General features: G+C 63.9%; 17 protein-coding genes. 12 read left to right on the forward strand and 5 right to left on the reverse strand.

Features of this window, described 5'->3' with window-relative positions; genetic code table 11:
• Positions 1–288: transposase (locus BLP96_RS19765; RefSeq protein ID WP_143005058.1), on the reverse strand; the 288-nt coding region annotated here is incomplete at its 3' end.
• A gap of 88 nt (positions 289–376) precedes the next feature.
• Here BLP96_RS19765 and BLP96_RS19770 point away from each other — a divergent pair.
• The 7 genes from BLP96_RS19770 (at position 377) to thpR (ending at position 6961) form a co-directional block, all read left to right on the forward strand.
• Positions 377–1084, forward strand: a complete 708-nt coding sequence (locus BLP96_RS19770) for a hypothetical protein (protein WP_143005059.1) — start codon at positions 377–379, stop codon at positions 1082–1084.
• A gap of 248 nt (positions 1085–1332) precedes the next feature.
• On the forward strand, positions 1333–2322 hold the full coding sequence (locus BLP96_RS02060; protein ID WP_089682603.1) for an IS481 family transposase: 990 nt from the start codon (positions 1333–1335) through the stop codon (positions 2320–2322).
• A 511-nt stretch (positions 2323–2833) separates the two neighbouring features.
• Positions 2834–3466: a guanylate kinase gene (gene gmk / locus BLP96_RS02065; protein ID WP_089682605.1), complete on the forward strand. Its 633-nt coding sequence runs from the start codon at positions 2834–2836 to the stop codon at positions 3464–3466.
• Positions 3467–3535: 69 nt separating this feature from the next.
• The gene (gene rpoZ / locus BLP96_RS02070; RefSeq protein WP_089682607.1) at positions 3536–3796 is read left to right on the forward strand and encodes a DNA-directed RNA polymerase subunit omega; all 261 of its coding nucleotides are present in this window, start codon (positions 3536–3538) and stop codon (positions 3794–3796) included.
• A gap of 21 nt (positions 3797–3817) precedes the next feature.
• Entirely contained in the window at positions 3818–5953 is a 2136-nt protein-coding gene (locus BLP96_RS02075; protein WP_089682609.1) for a RelA/SpoT family protein, read from the forward strand.
• 83 nt (positions 5954–6036) lie between these two features.
• The gene (locus BLP96_RS02080) at positions 6037–6426 is read left to right on the forward strand and encodes a RidA family protein (RefSeq protein WP_089682610.1); all 390 of its coding nucleotides are present in this window, start codon (positions 6037–6039) and stop codon (positions 6424–6426) included.
• A gap of 7 nt (positions 6427–6433) precedes the next feature.
• Positions 6434–6961, forward strand: a complete 528-nt coding sequence (gene thpR / locus BLP96_RS02085) for an RNA 2',3'-cyclic phosphodiesterase (RefSeq protein ID WP_089682612.1) — start codon at positions 6434–6436, stop codon at positions 6959–6961.
• 56 nt (positions 6962–7017) lie between these two features.
• On the opposite strand, the gene BLP96_RS02090 is transcribed toward thpR, so the two are convergent.
• Positions 7018–7890, reverse strand: a complete 873-nt coding sequence (locus tag BLP96_RS02090; RefSeq protein WP_089682614.1) for an NAD-dependent epimerase/dehydratase family protein — start codon at positions 7888–7890, stop codon at positions 7018–7020.
• A gap of 80 nt (positions 7891–7970) precedes the next feature.
• On the opposite strand from BLP96_RS02090, the gene BLP96_RS02095 reads away from it, so the two are divergent.
• Positions 7971–8891, forward strand: coding sequence for a hydrogen peroxide-inducible genes activator (locus BLP96_RS02095; RefSeq protein ID WP_089683340.1), 921 nt, complete (start codon positions 7971–7973; stop codon positions 8889–8891).
• Positions 8888–10969: an ATP-dependent DNA helicase RecG gene (gene recG / locus BLP96_RS02100; protein ID WP_089682616.1), complete on the forward strand. Its 2082-nt coding sequence runs from the start codon at positions 8888–8890 to the stop codon at positions 10967–10969. Before BLP96_RS02095 ends, recG begins: the two co-directional genes overlap by 4 nt.
• Positions 10970–11115: 146 nt before the next feature.
• On the opposite strand, the gene BLP96_RS02110 is transcribed toward recG, so the two are convergent.
• From BLP96_RS02110 to BLP96_RS02120, 3 genes are all read right to left on the reverse strand, one after another.
• Complete coding sequence (locus tag BLP96_RS02110; protein WP_089682618.1) at positions 11116–11472, reverse strand: hypothetical protein; 357 nt, start codon at positions 11470–11472, stop codon at positions 11116–11118.
• Positions 11473–11542: 70 nt separating this feature from the next.
• Positions 11543–11821, reverse strand: coding sequence for an HU family DNA-binding protein (locus BLP96_RS02115; RefSeq protein WP_089682620.1), 279 nt, complete (start codon positions 11819–11821; stop codon positions 11543–11545).
• Positions 11822–11947: 126 nt separating this feature from the next.
• On the reverse strand, positions 11948–13105 hold the full coding sequence (locus BLP96_RS02120; RefSeq protein ID WP_089682622.1) for an FAD-dependent oxidoreductase: 1158 nt from the start codon (positions 13103–13105) through the stop codon (positions 11948–11950).
• A 110-nt stretch (positions 13106–13215) separates the two neighbouring features.
• Between BLP96_RS02120 and BLP96_RS02125 the strand changes: the two genes are divergently transcribed.
• The 3 genes from BLP96_RS02125 (at position 13216) to phoB (ending at position 15533) form a co-directional block, all read left to right on the forward strand.
• Positions 13216–13782 carry a chorismate--pyruvate lyase family protein gene (locus BLP96_RS02125; protein WP_245682132.1) on the forward strand — a complete coding sequence of 189 codons (567 nt, stop codon included), beginning with the start codon at positions 13216–13218 and terminating at the stop codon, positions 13780–13782.
• 86 nt (positions 13783–13868) lie between these two features.
• Positions 13869–14759, forward strand: coding sequence for a 4-hydroxybenzoate octaprenyltransferase (ubiA, locus tag BLP96_RS02130; RefSeq protein WP_089682626.1), 891 nt, complete (start codon positions 13869–13871; stop codon positions 14757–14759).
• Positions 14760–14843: 84 nt separating this feature from the next.
• Complete coding sequence (gene phoB, locus BLP96_RS02135) at positions 14844–15533, forward strand: phosphate regulon transcriptional regulator PhoB (protein WP_089682628.1); 690 nt, start codon at positions 14844–14846, stop codon at positions 15531–15533.

Raw genomic sequence — 15533 nt, forward strand, 5'->3', positions numbered from 1 at the left:
CTCCACCTGCTCGGGGTAGAGCCCACGCTCGCGGCAATAGGCGCTGAGTTCGGCCTCGTTCATCGGGGCCGTCTCCAGGACGATCTGGAATTTCTCCTGGCTGGTCCACTGGTCGGGCTCGTTCGAACGTGATGGCAAAACCTGTCCTCGTGCTCTGGCCTGTTTCCGCCAATTGTAGAGGGTTGTCGCGGTGATGCCTTCCTGCTCGGCCAGTTCCGGGATGGTTATGCTCATCGGCGGCGCCATCTTCTTGAGGATGGCTTCCTTACGCTCTGCGGGGTAACGCATGTTGATCACCTCTCAATCCGTTTAGGTGACAACTACGTTGACGCATAGGGGCAGAAGCCTAGATCAACCTGAAGTGGAAATAGAAGACATGCCTAGCTTGAGAAATTGGTTAATAGCCTATGACGAAGAACAGCACGCCTGGGCAGTGAGCTATCTAGAAAGAAAAGGAATAAACCCCTACTGGCGCTCGAAAAGCAACTATGAATACCTTTTGGATATAGATAAAAATTTCCAAGAAAACCCGCACTACAAGCTTGCGAAAAACTCCATGAAAGCCGCATGGAGACAAAAGAAAATACGCGAAAAAAGGAAGGGAAAGATAGAGTTCAGCTTAGTGATAAGCAACGAAAAGAAAAGCAAGCTTCGAGCCCTTTCCGGAAAAAAAGGAAAGACCCTAGGTGAAACGCTTGAAGACCTAATTGATGACGAGCTATCAAGACAAAAAGAGTATCAAAAAAAGTTAGAGGAAGAGAAAAAAAATCTACACCAATACTTAGAAAACTCAAGAGGCGCTCAAAAAACAAGGCTCAATGAAGTCGAAATGACAACGAATTCTCTCCTTTACCTTCTTAACAAATACGTGGAGAGATTGATCCAGTGTGAGGTAGATGCACTCAGGGAAAACCACACATTAACCCACAAACATTTCGGCACTAAAGACTACATGCAGTCAAGATTGTCAACAGAAACAGAAGCTATTAATAGAGCTCTTCGCAAAATCCCCGCCTGGAAAAAAAGAACCTTTCCCCTGGATATCGCTACCGAGATAAAAATCAAAGATATTCTGAAGCTCTAATGTTAAGACGCTGTCTGCTTGGCCTGAAAATTACTCAAAAGCGCCTGGCAATCATCGAAGATCTTCCGAAAACACCCCCTGATCAGTCATAAAATCGAATGGGAAATTGGCCTCAAAATTTCCCAAGATGGAATAGCTATCCAAGAAATAGGGTAGATGTAGAGTCCCGGATGATCAAATGAGCTATAGGAGTTATCCTCTGCTGGCAGCCAGAGAGCTTCTACAGCACTTCATCCGGGAGCAGGTTCATGGACATCAAGCTGCATAAGCAAGCGACGACGACACCGAAGATTCGTGCCGAGATCCAGGCAGCGCCCGCCAGTGTCAGTGATAGTGAACTGGCCCGGCAGTATGGCGTGTCCGACTCGACCATCCGCCGTTGGCGCTACCGAGGCGATGTCCATGATCGACCCCACACTCGCCACAACCTCCTGGCCACGCTGACTCCCGAGCAGGAGGAGGTGTTGATTGCGGCTCGTGAATTCCTTCGCCTCGGCCTGGATGATCTCCTCGTCGTGGCGCGTGAGTTCCTGAACCCCCGCTTGTCACGCTCCGGCCTGCATCGCATGCTCCAGCGGCGCGAGGTGCCGACACTGGCGGAACTGGCTCGGCAGGACGCTGGCGATGATGGAAAGCCCCGGCACAAACCCTTCAAGGACTACGAGCCGGGCTTCGTGCACATCGACATCAAGCACCTGCCCCAAATGCCCGACGAGCAGCAGAAACGCTACCTGTACGTCGCCATTGATCGTGCCACGCGCTGGGTCTATCTGGAGGTTAGGCGCAGCCAGTCCGCCAGGGACGCGCAGGCGTTCATGCAGCAGGTGGAGGACAAAGCGCCTTTCATGATCCAGACGGTGCTGACCGACAACGGAAAGTCGTTCACCGATCGCTTCACGCGGGCGGGCGAGCGCAAGCCCAGCGGTCACCACCCCTTCGATCAGGAGTGCCAAGTCCATGGTATCGAACACCGCCTGATCAAGCCGGGCAAGCCGCAGACGAACGGCATGGTGGAACGCTTCAACGGTCGCATCAGCGATGTGCTGGCCACTCGGCACTATGCATCAGGAGAGGATCTGGAACAGACGCTGAAGCGGTACTGTTGGCTGTACAATCACCATATCTCCCAGAAGGCGCTGCACCATCAATCACCGATTGCAGCGATGAAAGAATGGCAGGCCAAACGGCCAGCGCTATTTACCAATCGGGTAGTCAATCACCCGGGACCCGACACCTAATTGCCTTGGCTCCGACCTCGAAACAGCGAGTCTCGTGCATGGTGACAAAAACCGGGAACACCTCCTGATATTCCGCTAGGGTGGCTGGATGCAGATAGAGCCGCACCTGCTTATCCAACAGTTTCCTGCTATCCCGAAGGATGACCAAGGTCCGTTGCTGCCAACCTGCCAAGGGCTAGGCCGGCACCGCAGCTACACAGCAGCCATCGCCTCTGGCCTGCCTCTCCGGTAAGATGCTGGTGGTTGCTCTCATCTCCGCCATACGCGATCTGATGGACGTGAACAGCCTCTGCCAAGCGGGGAGTACAATGGGGAGCACCCCCTTATAAATTCACCTCCCGAAATTACGCAACAACATGATTTTCATTATTTTTTTCCAGTTATTCGATCTTAAGATCCAGAATATCGAGTAGGCTCGAGCCATGTATACTATGCGGCCCCACGAGCCAGGAGACGAGCCCGTCCACTGGCCTCGAGCCGTCATCCGCCGCCCAACCAGAGATATTTCGCCATGTCTCAAGGTACGCTGTTCATCGTTTCCGCCCCCTCCGGCGCCGGCAAGACCACCCTGGTGCGCGAGCTGATCGAAAGTCTCGACGGCATTCAGGTCTCGGTATCGCACACCACTCGTCCGCGGCGCCGCGGCGAGGTGGACGGGGTGAACTACCATTTCGTCGACACGCAAACCTTCGAGACCATGATCGCGCGCGGCGAGTTCTTCGAGCACGCCCGGGTGTTCGACAATTACTACGGCACCGCCCGCCCCGCCGTCAAAGCGATGCTCGAGGCCGGCCAGGACGTGATACTGGAGATCGACTGGCAAGGTGCCCGCCAGGTGCGCTCGCAGATGCCCGAGGCCGTCTCGGTGTTCATCCTGCCCCCTTCACGCGAGGAACTGGAGCGTCGCCTGGCCAGTCGCGGCACCGATGAGCATGCCACCATCGCCCGGCGCATGCGCGACGCCGTGAGCGAAATGTCGCACTATGGCGAATACGACTATCTGGTGATCAACGACGATTTCACCACGGCACTGCGTGAGCTGCAGTCGCTGGTGATCAGCCGGCGGCTCGGGGTCGCCCGCATTCGCGAACGCCACGGCCCGCTGCTCGAAGCGCTCTTGTCACAGCCGCCAGCGGTCGAGTAATCTATTCTGTCCCGTTGTTGTCACTCCCGCCCGGCCATGGCCGGCGCTTCACAGTTCAGGAAGGTCCAAATGGCGCGAGTCACCGTCGAAGATTGTCTGGAAAACGTCGATAACCGCTTTCAGCTGGTGATGATTTCCACCCAGCGCGCTCGCCAGCTCGCCCGCGGCTCCCGCGATGCCCTGCTGCCCTGGGAGAACGACAAGCCCACCGTCATGGCCCTGCGCGAAATCGCCGAAGGGCTGGTCGACGCCAGCGTGCTCGATGAGCCCATCGAAGCACCGGTCAGAGTTCGTCCCGAAAGCGAGCCGGGCATCGCCATCGAGGAGTAACCCCCAGTTCAAGGCGCGCCCATGTTCACCATCGACGACCTGGCCGACCGACTCGGCGGCTATCTGCCCGCTGACGAAATCCAGCAGGTCAAGCGCGCCTTCTACTATGCCGAACAGGCTCATGACGGCCAGCAACGGCGCTCCGGCGAACCCTATGTGACCCATCCGCTGGCCGTTGCCAATATTCTGGCCAACATGCACATGGACCATCAGAGTCTGATGGCGGCCATGCTGCACGACGTCATCGAAGACACCGGCGTCTCCAAGGAGGCACTGGGCGAGCAGTTCGGCAAGCCCGTGGCGGAACTCGTCGACGGCGTCTCCAAGCTCACCCAGATCACCTTCGAGGACAAGGCGGTCGCCCAGGCCGAGAACTTCCAGAAGATGGTGTTGGCGATGTCGCGCGACATCCGCGTGATCATCGTCAAGCTCGCCGACCGCCTGCACAACATGCGTACCCTGGGCGCACTGCGTCCGGAGAAGAAGCGCCGCATCGCCCGCGAGACCCTGGAGATCTACGCCCGCATCGCCAGCCGCCTGGGCATCAACACCATCCGCGTGGAACTCGAGGACCTCTCCTTTCAGGCGCTATATCCGATGCGCGCCGAGCGCATCAAGCGCGCCGTCTCCAGTGCCCGGGGCCACCGCCGCTCGGCGATCCGCCAGGTGCAGAACGCCCTGCAGAAGAGCCTCGACGACGAGGGGCTATCGGGCACCGTAGTGGGCCGCCAGAAGCATCTGCTGTCGATCTACAAGAAGATGCGCGACCAGCGCAAGTCGTTCGCCGAGATCATGGACGTGTTCGGCTTTCGCATTCTCACCGACGACGTCGACAGCTGCTACCGCATCCTCGGCGTGGTGCACAACCTCTACAAGCCGGTGCCCGGGCGCTTCAAGGACTACATAGCGATCCCCAAAGCCAACGGCTACCAGAGCCTACACACCACCCTGTTCGGCCGCGGCGGGATGCCCATCGAGGTGCAGATCCGCACCCGCGAGATGGAGGCCATGGCCAACAACGGCATCGCCGCCCACTGGCTCTACAAGGCCGGCCAGACGGATCACCCCATCGCCGAGGGCAGCCACGCCCGCGCCCGCGAGTGGGTCAAGGGCCTGCTCGAAATGCAGCGCCACGCCGGGGATTCGCTGGAGTTCATCGAGCACGTCAAGAACGACCTCTTCCCCGACGACATCTACGTCTTCACCCCGCGCGGCGACATCATGGAGCTGCCTCAGGGCGCCACGGTGATCGACTTCGCTTACGCAGTGCATACCGACATCGGCAACGGCTGCATCGCCTGTCGCATCGACCGTCACCTGGCCCCGCTCTCCACCCGCCTGGAGAGCGGCCAGACACTGGAGATCATCACCGCGCCCGGGGCCAAGCCCAACCTGGCCTGGCTCAACTTCGTGATCACCGCCAAGGCGCGCTCGGCGATCCGCCACGCCCTCAAGCATCAACAGCATACCGAAGCGGTGCAGCTCGGCCGCCGGCTGCTCAACAAGGCGCTCGGGCCCTACGAGACGAGCCTCGAGGAGCTGCCGGACGAGGCGTTGCCGACCCTGCTCGCCGAGCTCGGCGTGAAGAACGAAGAGGCCCTGCTGGAATCCATCGGGCTGGGAAATCGCGTCGCCCACGCCGTGGCAGGTCGCTTGATCGACATTCGCCGGGGCGACGACACCCTCGGCGACCAAGCCCCGATACGCCCCCAGGGTCCCATCGTGATCAGCGGCGCCGAAGGCATGGTGATCAAATTCGCCCGCTGCTGCCATCCGCTGCCCGGCGACCCCGTGGTCGGCCACCTCTCGGTGGGCAAGGGCATCGTGGTGCACCGCGCCGAATGCCGCAATCTCGACGAACTCAGGAGCGAGCCCGACAAACTGTTCGCTCTGGAATGGTCCGACGAGCACCACGAAGACTTCGCCGTAGCCCTCCGCATCGAGATCGAGAGTCGCCGGGGCCTGGTCGCCGAACTGGCCAGCCTGGTCACCGATGCCGACGCCAACATCGAGCGCATCGGCATCGAGGAGCGCGACGCGCGACTCTCCATCGTCAACCTGACCCTGGCGGTTCGCGACCGCGTCCACCTGGCACGCATCATCAAGCGCCTGCGCAACCTCGCCCACGTCGGCAAGATCACCCGCGTCGGCAACTGATCCCGTTTCCCCGTCGTCCTGCGCTGCTGCGCAGCGACAGCCTTTCGTTACGGCTCGCATACCCAACCAACAAGGAGGCTCCCATGAGCAACAAAGCCGTCATCAACACCGACAATGCTCCCGCCGCCATCGGCCCCTACTCCCAGGCCATCAAGGCCGGCAACACCGTCTATCTCTCCGGTCAGATCCCCCTCGACCCGGCCACCATGTCGCTGGTCTCCGACGACTTCGAAGCCCAGGCGCGTCAGGTCTTCACCAACCTCCAGGCGGTCTGCGAAGAAGCCGCCGGCTCGCTGCAGGACATCGTCAAGCTCAACCTCTACCTGGTGGACCTGGACAACTTCGCCATCGTCAACGAGGTCATGGAATCGTTCTTCGACGCCCCCTTCCCGGCGCGCGCCGCGGTGGGCGTGAAGGCGCTGCCGAAAGGCGCTCAAGTGGAAGCGGAAGCCATCATGGTGATAGGGGATTGAGCCGAGCATGCGGCTCTTCCTGGCGCTGAATCCGCCGCCCGAGCTGCGTCTGCGCCTCGACGAGCTGGCGGATATCGCCCATGCCCATTGCGGCGGGCGGCGGGTGCCGACTGCCAACCTACACCTTACGCTGGCATTTCTCGGCGAAGTAGAGGAGGCCAAGTCCAGGGTGCTGGCCGACTGGCTGCGCGGTCTCACCATCACCCCCGGCGAATGGCGCCTCGATGCCTGGGGGCATTTCCCGCGCCCGGGCATCGTCTGGGTGGGTGGGCAGCAGCCCGACCCGATGCTCACGGCGCTGCACCAGCAACTGTGGGAAAGCCTCGAGGCTCGGGGAGTCACCGGGCGCAGCGGGCACTTCGTGCCTCATGTCACCCTCGTACGCCAGGCAACGCAACCCGACAGCCAAACGCTTCCCCCTCCGCCGGCATCGCGCTGGACCTACGACCGTATCGCGCTGATGCAGTCGCTGACCGACCACCGCGGGGCTTGCTACCGGACCCTGGCACAATCAACGCCAGCATCCAATGCATAGCGCCAGCATTCGGCTCGACTGCACATGGCAGACCAAACGCTGGCGCACAAACCGATTCACACCGGCTGCGTCAGAAAGCCGCCCGTTCTCATCACCTGGGTATAGCCCGCGCGGTAGTCGGGGTAACGAAACTCGTAGCCGGATTCGCGCAGGCGCGCATTGTCGCAGCGCTTGCTGGCACGCTTGCGCAGCGGCGCCTGGATCACCTCGGTGGGTTCGACCTTGAGCTGCGTGGCCATCCAGCGCATCACCTCATAGAGCGGCGCCGGCTCGCAGTCACTGGCCAGGTACAGCGGCTCCACCGGCTGGCCGGCCTCGCTGAGCCCAATCAGATGGGCCAGCACCCCGGCGCAGTCGTCGCGATGAATGCGGTTGGAGTACATGGGGGGGGCCGTGGGGGCGATGCGCCCCTCCAGCACCTGGTGAATCAGCCGATCGCGCCCCGGGCCGTAGATGCCCGAAAAGCGCACCACGGTCCCGGGGAGGGGGCTATCGTGCAACGCCTGCTCGGCTTCGCGCATCAACACCCCGGAGAAACCCGCGGATTCGGCCGGACTCTCCTCATCGACCCGCTCGCCCTCTTTCTGGCCGTAGACGCTGGTGGAGGAGACGAACAGCAGCCGCTGCGGGGGACGCTCGTGGCGTTCGTAGGTCCGCAGCACCGCCTTGAGACCGTCGGGATAGGCGGCCCGGTAAGCGGCCTCTTCGAAGCGGTCGGCGCTCAGTACGTAGACCACGTAGTCGGCCTGCGGCAAGGCATCGAGCGCCGCCGGATCGCCGAGATCCAACGCCAGCGGCTCGATGCCGCTACCTTCCAGTGCCGCGGCATGGCGTCGCGCCCCGATCACCCGATGTCCCGCGTCGATCAACTCGCGGCCCAGTGCCTGGCCGATATCGCCACAGCCTAGAATCAGCGTTGTCTTCTTCACCTTTCTCTCGCCCCCTGATAAAAAGTCCCTATCGGAAAGCCACTCATCCATCGTCCGAGAGGATGCCCGCGGGCACCATCATGACTCTAACAGAACTTCGTTACATCGTGACACTGGCCCAGGAGCGCCACTTCGGACGCGCCGCCGAACGCTGCTTCGTATCGCAGCCGACCCTGTCGGTGGCCGTCAAGAAGCTCGAGGAAGAGCTCGGCGTCGCCCTTTTCGAGCGCTCCAAGTCCACCGTCCAGGTCACCCCCATGGGAGAGAAGATCGTCGAACAGGCCCAGCGCGTGCTGGAACAGAGCAGCGTGATCAAGGAGCTCGCCTCGGCGGGGCGCGACCAGCTGGCCAGTCCGCTGCGCATCGGCGCCATCTACACCATCGGCCCCTACCTCTTCCCCCAACTGGTACCGGCGCTGTCCCAGAGCGCGCCGCAGATGCCGCTCTACATCGAAGAGGGATTCACTGGCAACCTGCGGCGCAAGCTGCGCAGCGGCGAACTCGATGCCATCATCGTCGCCCTGCCCTTCACCGAAACCGACGTGGTCACCAAGCCGCTCTATGAAGAAGCCTTCGAAGTGCTGATACCGGCCGACCATCCTTGGGCAGAACGCGAGTTCATCGACAAGGAAGACCTGCTCGATGAGCGACTGCTGCTGCTTGGGGAAGGTCACTGCTTCCGCGACCAGATCCTCGAGGCGTGTCCGGCCATCAGCCACAAGCTGGCCAGCCCCAACAATACTCTTACCGCCGAGGGCGGCTCGCTGGAAACGATTCGCCACATGGTGGCTTCCCGGCTCGGCATCACCGTGCTGCCACACTCGGCCATCGGCACCGGCCACTACGAGAGCGGGCTGCTCACCAGTCGTCCCTTCCGCGAGCCGGCACCGTCACGTACCGTGGCCATCGCTTGGCGCGCCAGCTTTCCGCGACCCAAGGCCATCGATGCCGTCACCGGTGCCATCCTGCGCTGCCACGAGGCGCTTCCCGAGACGGCATGAGCACCCTAGACGCCCCCGTCGCCGACCTCAAAGGGGTCGGCGAAGCGCTCACCGTGAAACTCGCCAGACTGGGCGTATCCAGCGTGGCCGACCTGCTCTTTCACCTGCCGCTGCGCTACCAGGACCGTACTCGCATTACCCCCATCGCCACCCTGAAGGCCGGCATGGAAGCCGTGGTGGAGGGCGAGGTGGCAGCGAGCGAGGTCGTGCGGGGACGTCGGCGCAGCCTGCTGGTGCGCCTGCGCGACGGCTCGGGCATCCTCAGTCTGCGCTTCTTCCACTTCTCGCCGGCCCAGCAGCAGCAGTTTCGCCCCGGTGCCCGCGTGCGCGCCTTCGGCGAGGCTCGGGCCGGCGCCACGGGGCTCGAGATCTACCATCCCGAATACCGGCTGCTCGGCGAAGGTGCTGCTCCGGTGGAAGACCATCTGACACCGATCTACCCAACCACCGAGGGGCTCCACCAGAGTCGCCTGCGAGCCCTGGTCGAACAGGCGCTAACCCAGCTCGACGACGCTCCGGACGCACTGCCGGACTGGCTTCCCGCCCCCTTGCGCCAGCGCTTCGATCTACCCGAGCTGCACCACTGCCTGCAGGTACTGCACCGCCCGCCACCGGACATCGACCGCGACATTCTGGCCAGCGGGCGCCACCCGGCGAGTCGCCGCCTGGCGCTGGAAGAACTGCTCGCCCACCACCTCAGCCTGCGCGAAGTACGCCTGAAGATTCAGCAAGATGGCGCACCGGTGCTGCCCAGCGGGCGTGGCCTGCAGGCACGCTTTCTCACCCAGCTTCCCTTCTCGTTGACCGGCGCCCAACGCCGCGTGCTCGACGAGATCGCCGCCGATCTGGCCCAGGAAGTTCCCATGCTGCGCCTGTTACAGGGTGACGTGGGATCGGGCAAGACGGTGGTCGCCGCCATGGCCGCGCTCGCCGCCATCGCCGGCGACTGCCAGGCAGCGATGATGGCGCCCACCGAGATTCTCGCCGAACAGCACTACCGCACTTTCCAGGCGTGGTTCGCCCCGCTGGGCATCGAGGTGGCCTGGCTCTCCGGGAAGCTCAAGGGCAAGGCACGCCTCGACACCAAGGCAGCCATCCGCGATGGCCGCGTGCGGCTGGTGGTGGGTACCCACGCCATCTTCCAGGCAGACGTGCATTTCCAGCGTCTGGGCCTGGCCATCGTCGATGAACAGCACCGCTTCGGCGTACACCAGCGCCTGGCGTTGCGCGAGAAAGGCGAGGCCGGGGGCCTGACACCCCACCAGTTGGTGATGACCGCCACGCCGATTCCACGCACACTGGCGATGAGCGCCTATGCCGATCTCGACGTCTCGGTGATCGATGAGCTGCCGCCCGGTCGCACCCCGGTGAAAACGGTGGTGGTCCCCGACGAACGCCGCCCCGAGGTGGTGGCGCGCATCCGCCACGCTTGTGCCGAAGGTCGCCAGGCCTACTGGGTATGCACCTTGATCGAGGAATCGGAGGTACTGGAGTGCCAGGCCGCCGAGGCGACCCGTGACGAACTCACCGAGGCACTGCCCGAACTTGCCATCGGCCTGGTCCACGGGCGCATGAAGGCTGCCGAAAAGGCGGCGGTGATGGACGCCTTCAAGGCCGGCGAGCTGGATCTGCTGGTGGCCACAACGGTGATCGAAGTAGGCGTCGACGTACCCAATGCCAGTCTGATGATCATCGAAAACCCCGAACGACTGGGGCTATCCCAGCTCCACCAGTTACGCGGCAGGGTGGGGCGCGGCAGCACCGAGAGCTACTGCGTGCTGCTCTATCATCCACCACTGTCGGCCCACTCCAAGGAGCGCCTGGCGGTAATGCGCGAAACCACCGACGGTTTTCGCATCGCCGAAAAGGACCTGGAGCTGCGTGGCCCCGGAGAAGTGCTGGGCACTCGGCAGACGGGCCTGGCACAGATGAAGATCGCCGACCTGGAGCGCGATGCCGATCTCCTGGAGCGAGTCGCCCCGCTGGCCGACGCCTTGCTCGCCAGCCGCCCCGAGGCCAGCCAGCCGCTGATCCGCCGCTGGCTGGGCGCAGAGGCCGGGCGTTATGGGCAAGTGTGACGATGGGCTGCGGGCTGCGGGCTGCGGGCTGCGGGCTGCGGGCTGCGGGCTGCGGGCTGCGGGCTGCGGGCTGCGGGCAATAGCCTAACTCGCCCCTCGAAACCCGCAACTCGAAGCTCGTGGCTCGTATCTCGCCAACGGCGCTCTTAAAGCGCTTTCAGAAGCTTCTGCAGCTTTTGCAGATCGCTGGAGTCGCCGACCAGGCGTACCCGGCCCGCCATCATGCCGTCGAGGAAAGCCTGCTGGGTAGGCTTGCGCAGGATCTCGAGCGCCGTGGCCGCATCGGCGAAACGCAGTTCCAGGTCGAGATCCACCGGTAGACCGCGACCAGTTTCGATGCCGCGCGGCGACATGCGGTAGTGGCGAGCAATGGCAAGATCCTCGGTGGCGATGCCCCAGTCGAGGCCGCGCATCTCGCTCAGACTGTCGCGGAAATGCGGCTTGCGCTTGAGGGCGCGCTTTAGCATCCAGCCCAGCAACCACAGCGTCAATTGAAGCTTCATCTCGAGTCCGCTTCGAACGGAGAGGGAAGCGCCGCGGCCTGCCGTGATACAGACCGCGCCACGGAGCACGTCAACCCTTGCCGACGGCATCCTTGAGGCCCTTGCCGGGCTTGAAAGCCACCGTCTTGCTGGCCGGAATGGCCAACGGCTGGCCGGTCTGGGGATTCTTGCCAGTGCGAGCAGCGCGCTCGCGCACGGTGAAGGTGCCGAAACCGATCAGCGACACGTCCTGCCCCTGAGCCACGCTGCCAGTGATCTCGTCGAGAATGACATTGAGCACCTGGCTCGCTTTGTCCTTGGACAGATCGGCACGCTCGGCAATCGCCGCGGCGAGTTCTGGTTTACGCATAAAGCCCTCCTGAATGTTGGCTATGTTGCCCGGCGATGAGCATCACCGGCGACCTTGTTATCGAATGGCGAATGATACCGACGGATTTGCCGCCACCGCCGCCTGGCCGTGGCAGCGATACCGAACCTAGCCTAGCAACGCCGGTGCGGCCCGCGCCAGCTCAACTTTCCGCCGCACGCAGCGTCCTGTCAACGCAAATCCGATCAAACGTTCGTCCTGATCTTCGGCCAGCGCCACCCAATCCTGCCCCTCGCCTTCGAGCCGCCAACGTGCCGGCGGCTCGGCAGGCGGCAGTGCCACTACCGGCAGCAGCGGTGTCTTGACCAACACCGGCCAGGCACCGAAGACGACGTCGGTCGGCGTGCCGGCCAGCGTCTGCGCCAGCGCCTTGGCACACGCCTGCAGCGGCTGAACGTACATGGCATTGACGCCATCCACGCAGGCCACGTCGCCCAGAGCATGGACGCCGGGTACGGCCGTGAGCGTCCGATCGACGTGGATGCCCGCGGGACCGGTCGGCAACCCTGCTGCCTCGGCCAGTGCCGTGCGCGGCCGAAGCCCGGTGGCGACCAGCACCAGATCGGCATCGAGCTGGTTGCCGTCATCGAGCGCGACGCCCACGTCCGCGCCCTGCCGGAAGAAGCCGGCCACGCTGCGTCCTGAGTACAGGCTCATGCCCGCCTCGGAGAAAGCATCGCCCAGCGCCCGGCCCAGCGGTGCCGGCAGCAGCCGCGGCAGCGGTGCCTCCTCGGGCGCCACCAGCGCCACCCGATGTCCACCCGCCGTCAAGTCGTTGGCGAACTCGCAGCCCACCAGACCGAAACCGACGATCGCGACCCGCGCTGGGCGGCCCAGCGCTTCGAGAACGCCATGGAAGGCACGGTAGTCGTCGAGGTCGTTGATCTGGAACACTCGGTCGCCAAGCGCCGGAGGCACGCGAAACGGCATGGCCGGGCTGGCTCCGGTGGCGAGCACCAGTTCGCCCCAGGGCAGACGCTCGGCACCAATGCGCAGGGTGCGCGACTGCAGGTCGATCGCCTCCACCCGCGTATGACAGCGCATCACCACCTTCAACTGCTCGGCAACCTCCAGAGCCGACTGCATGGCTAGCCGCTCAGGCGGCAGGCCCTTGGCAAAGCCGGTCGACAGCAGCGGCTTGGAATAACCGTCACCGCTGTCGGCGGTGATGACGGTGATCGGCCGATCATCCTTCAGGGCACGCAGCTGGCGCACCAGGCCCAAGCCGGCCATGCCGGAACCAACGATGGTCAAAGGAACGGTCATGAGCGCCTCTCTCGCTCGCGCAACCCGATGCCAAACGTCAGCGCGCATCGGGAATCGGTAATGCGACGCATGGTACACTATCCGCCCCTCGCATGACGTGGAGAGACCCGGTGATCCGCAGCCGTACGGTGCGAAACACCCCTGCTTGCCCCGCTGCCAACGCCCTTCCCTGGCGTCCTCTGTGCGCCGCTCGACCGGCCATGTCCCCGGCCTGGTGGCGCTGGGTGGCCTCGCGGGACTCGCTCACCGCCCGGCTGATCGCCGCCGGCGAGGGGCGACGCTTTCGCGTTCGCCTACTCAGCCAGCGCCTGGACCGGCCGCACCCCGACGAGGCCCAAGCGCTGGGGCTGCCGGCTGACCGCTACGCCTGGCTGCGCGAGGTGGCGTTGTGCCTGGAGGGGCGCCCCTGGGTCGTCGCTCGGTCGGCGGCCCCGCTCACTCGGCTACGGGGTTACCGGCTGGGCCAGCTCGGCGAGCGCTCGTTGGGCAGCTGGCTGTTTCGACAACCGGACCTCGAGCGCAGTCCCATCGAGGTCACCCCCGTTGCCGCCCCCTTTCACGACGCGCCCGGTCCCTGGGGGCGACGCTCGGTGTTTCGTCATGGCCGCTTCGCGGTGCTGGTCCAGGAGTTCTTTCTGGATACCATGGCGGATGACCTGGCGCTGCCGCCACGCTAGGCTGGGCCAAGATCCGACAGCGTGCCGCGCCCCGAGTCGCCCGGACGCTGTCTCTCACCCCCGCCATACCCGCTCACGAGGCTGAGATGGACCGCACGCTGCTGCGCCCCACGGGGCTTTCGCGACTTCCCGACTTCCTGCACCTGACGCGCCTGGATCGGCCCATCGGTACCTGGCTGCTCATGTGGCCCACCCTGTGGGCACTGTGGGTGGCCGCTGCCGGTATTCCCGAGCGGCGCGTGCTGCTGATCTTCATTGCCGGCGTCTACCTGATGCGCGCTGCCGGCTGCGTGGTCAACGACTACGCCGATCGCCACTTCGACGGCCACGTCAAGCGCACTAAGGACCGTCCCCTGGCCACCGGCCGCATCACCGAGGGTGAGGCCCAGGTGGTGTTCGCCGCCCTGGTGCTGGCGGCATTCGTGCTGGTGTGGTTCACCAATCTCTTCACCGTGATGCTCTCGCTGGTCGGCGTCGTGCTGGCCTTCATCTACCCGTTCATGAAGCGCTACACCCATCTGCCGCAGCTGTTCCTGGGCGCCGCGTTCTCCTGGGCGATTCCCATGGCCTTCGGTGCCGTGCTGGGCGAGGTGCCATTCGAGGCCTGGCTGCTGTTCGCGGCCAACGTGACCTGGACGGTGGCCTACGACACCGAATACGCCATGGTCGACCGCGACGACGACCTGCGCATCGGCATCAAGTCCACCGCCGTGCTCTTCGGCCACGCCGACCGGCTGATGATCGCTCTGCTGCAGGGTCTAACGCTGGTCCTGCTGGCCTGGGCCGGGGCGCGCCTGGCACTCGGCGCCTTCTTCTGGCTGGGGCTCGCCGCCATGGCGGCCACCTTCGTTCACCAGCAGGCGCTGATTCGCCACCGCGAGCGGAATCGCTGCTTCCAGGCATTCCTCAACAATCACTGGTCGGGATTGCTGGTGTTCGCCGGCATCGCACTCGCCCTGTGGCCGACCGCAGGCTGAGGCTGCATGGCGCGACTGTCATCTTACTGTCATCATGACGTGATGAGATCGTCAGCGAGCCGCCACTGACCGCGAGGGCCCGGGATGACTGCCAAGACCGTTCTGATCGTCGATGACGAGGCATCGATTCGCGAGATGATCGCCGTGGCGCTGGAGATGGCCGACTACCGCGTGCTGGAAGCCGACAACGCCCAGGATGCCCACGCCATGGTGGTCGATCACCAGCCGGACCTGCTACTGCTCGACTGGATGATGCCCGGTACCAGCGGCATCGAGCTGGCCAGGCGCCTCAAGCGCGAGGAAACCACCGCCGAGCTGCCGATCATCATGCTCACTGCCAAGAGCGAGGAAGACAACAAGATCCAGGGGCTCGAGGCAGGTGCCGACGACTACATCACCAAGCCGTTCTCACCGCGCGAGCTGGTAGCCCGGCTAAAGGCCGTACTGCGCCGCGCCACACCGCGGGGCGTGGAAGACCCGGTCGAGATCGACGGCCTGTTGCTCGACCCGGTCAGCCACCGGGTCAGCGCCAATGGCAAGCCCCTGGAGATCGGCCCCACCGAGTATCGCCTGTTGCAATTCTTCATGACGCATCAGGAGCGCGCCTATACCCGCGGCCAGCTACTCGACCAAGTGTGGGGCGGTAACGTCTATGTGGAGGAACGTACCGTGGACGTGCACATCCGTCGTCTGCGCAAGGCGCTCGGCGAGCACCACCAGCACCTCGTCCAGACCGTACGCGGCACCGGATACCGGTTCTCCGCCAAGGGTTGA

Source organism: Billgrantia gudaonensis (assembly GCF_900100195.1).
GTDB classification, from domain to species: domain Bacteria; phylum Pseudomonadota; class Gammaproteobacteria; order Pseudomonadales; family Halomonadaceae; genus Halomonas; species Halomonas gudaonensis.

What these genes read in the sequence shown, in the direction of transcription:
- gmk (WP_089682605.1), top strand. Translation starts at nt 2,834, where the DNA reads ATGTCTCAAGGTACGCTGTTCATCGTTTCCGCCCCCTCCGGCGCCGGC.
- recG (WP_089682616.1), top strand. Translation starts at nt 8,888, where the DNA reads ATGAGCACCCTAGACGCCCCCGTCGCCGACCTCAAAGGGGTCGGCGAA.
- thpR (WP_089682612.1), top strand. Translation starts at nt 6,434, where the DNA reads ATGCGGCTCTTCCTGGCGCTGAATCCGCCGCCCGAGCTGCGTCTGCGC.
- BLP96_RS02120 (WP_089682622.1), bottom strand. Translation starts at nt 13,105, where the DNA reads ATGACCGTTCCTTTGACCATCGTTGGTTCCGGCATGGCCGGCTTGGGC.
- BLP96_RS02115 (WP_089682620.1), bottom strand. Translation starts at nt 11,821, where the DNA reads ATGCGTAAACCAGAACTCGCCGCGGCGATTGCCGAGCGTGCCGATCTG.
- BLP96_RS02060 (WP_089682603.1), top strand. Translation starts at nt 1,333, where the DNA reads ATGGACATCAAGCTGCATAAGCAAGCGACGACGACACCGAAGATTCGT.
- BLP96_RS02110 (WP_089682618.1), bottom strand. Translation starts at nt 11,472, where the DNA reads ATGAAGCTTCAATTGACGCTGTGGTTGCTGGGCTGGATGCTAAAGCGC.
- BLP96_RS02075 (WP_089682609.1), top strand. Translation starts at nt 3,818, where the DNA reads ATGTTCACCATCGACGACCTGGCCGACCGACTCGGCGGCTATCTGCCC.
- phoB (WP_089682628.1), top strand. Translation starts at nt 14,844, where the DNA reads ATGACTGCCAAGACCGTTCTGATCGTCGATGACGAGGCATCGATTCGC.
- ubiA (WP_089682626.1), top strand. Translation starts at nt 13,869, where the DNA reads ATGGACCGCACGCTGCTGCGCCCCACGGGGCTTTCGCGACTTCCCGAC.
- BLP96_RS02080 (WP_089682610.1), top strand. Translation starts at nt 6,037, where the DNA reads ATGAGCAACAAAGCCGTCATCAACACCGACAATGCTCCCGCCGCCATC.
- BLP96_RS19770 (WP_143005059.1), top strand. Translation starts at nt 377, where the DNA reads ATGCCTAGCTTGAGAAATTGGTTAATAGCCTATGACGAAGAACAGCAC.
- rpoZ (WP_089682607.1), top strand. Translation starts at nt 3,536, where the DNA reads ATGGCGCGAGTCACCGTCGAAGATTGTCTGGAAAACGTCGATAACCGC.
- BLP96_RS02095 (WP_089683340.1), top strand. Translation starts at nt 7,971, where the DNA reads ATGACTCTAACAGAACTTCGTTACATCGTGACACTGGCCCAGGAGCGC.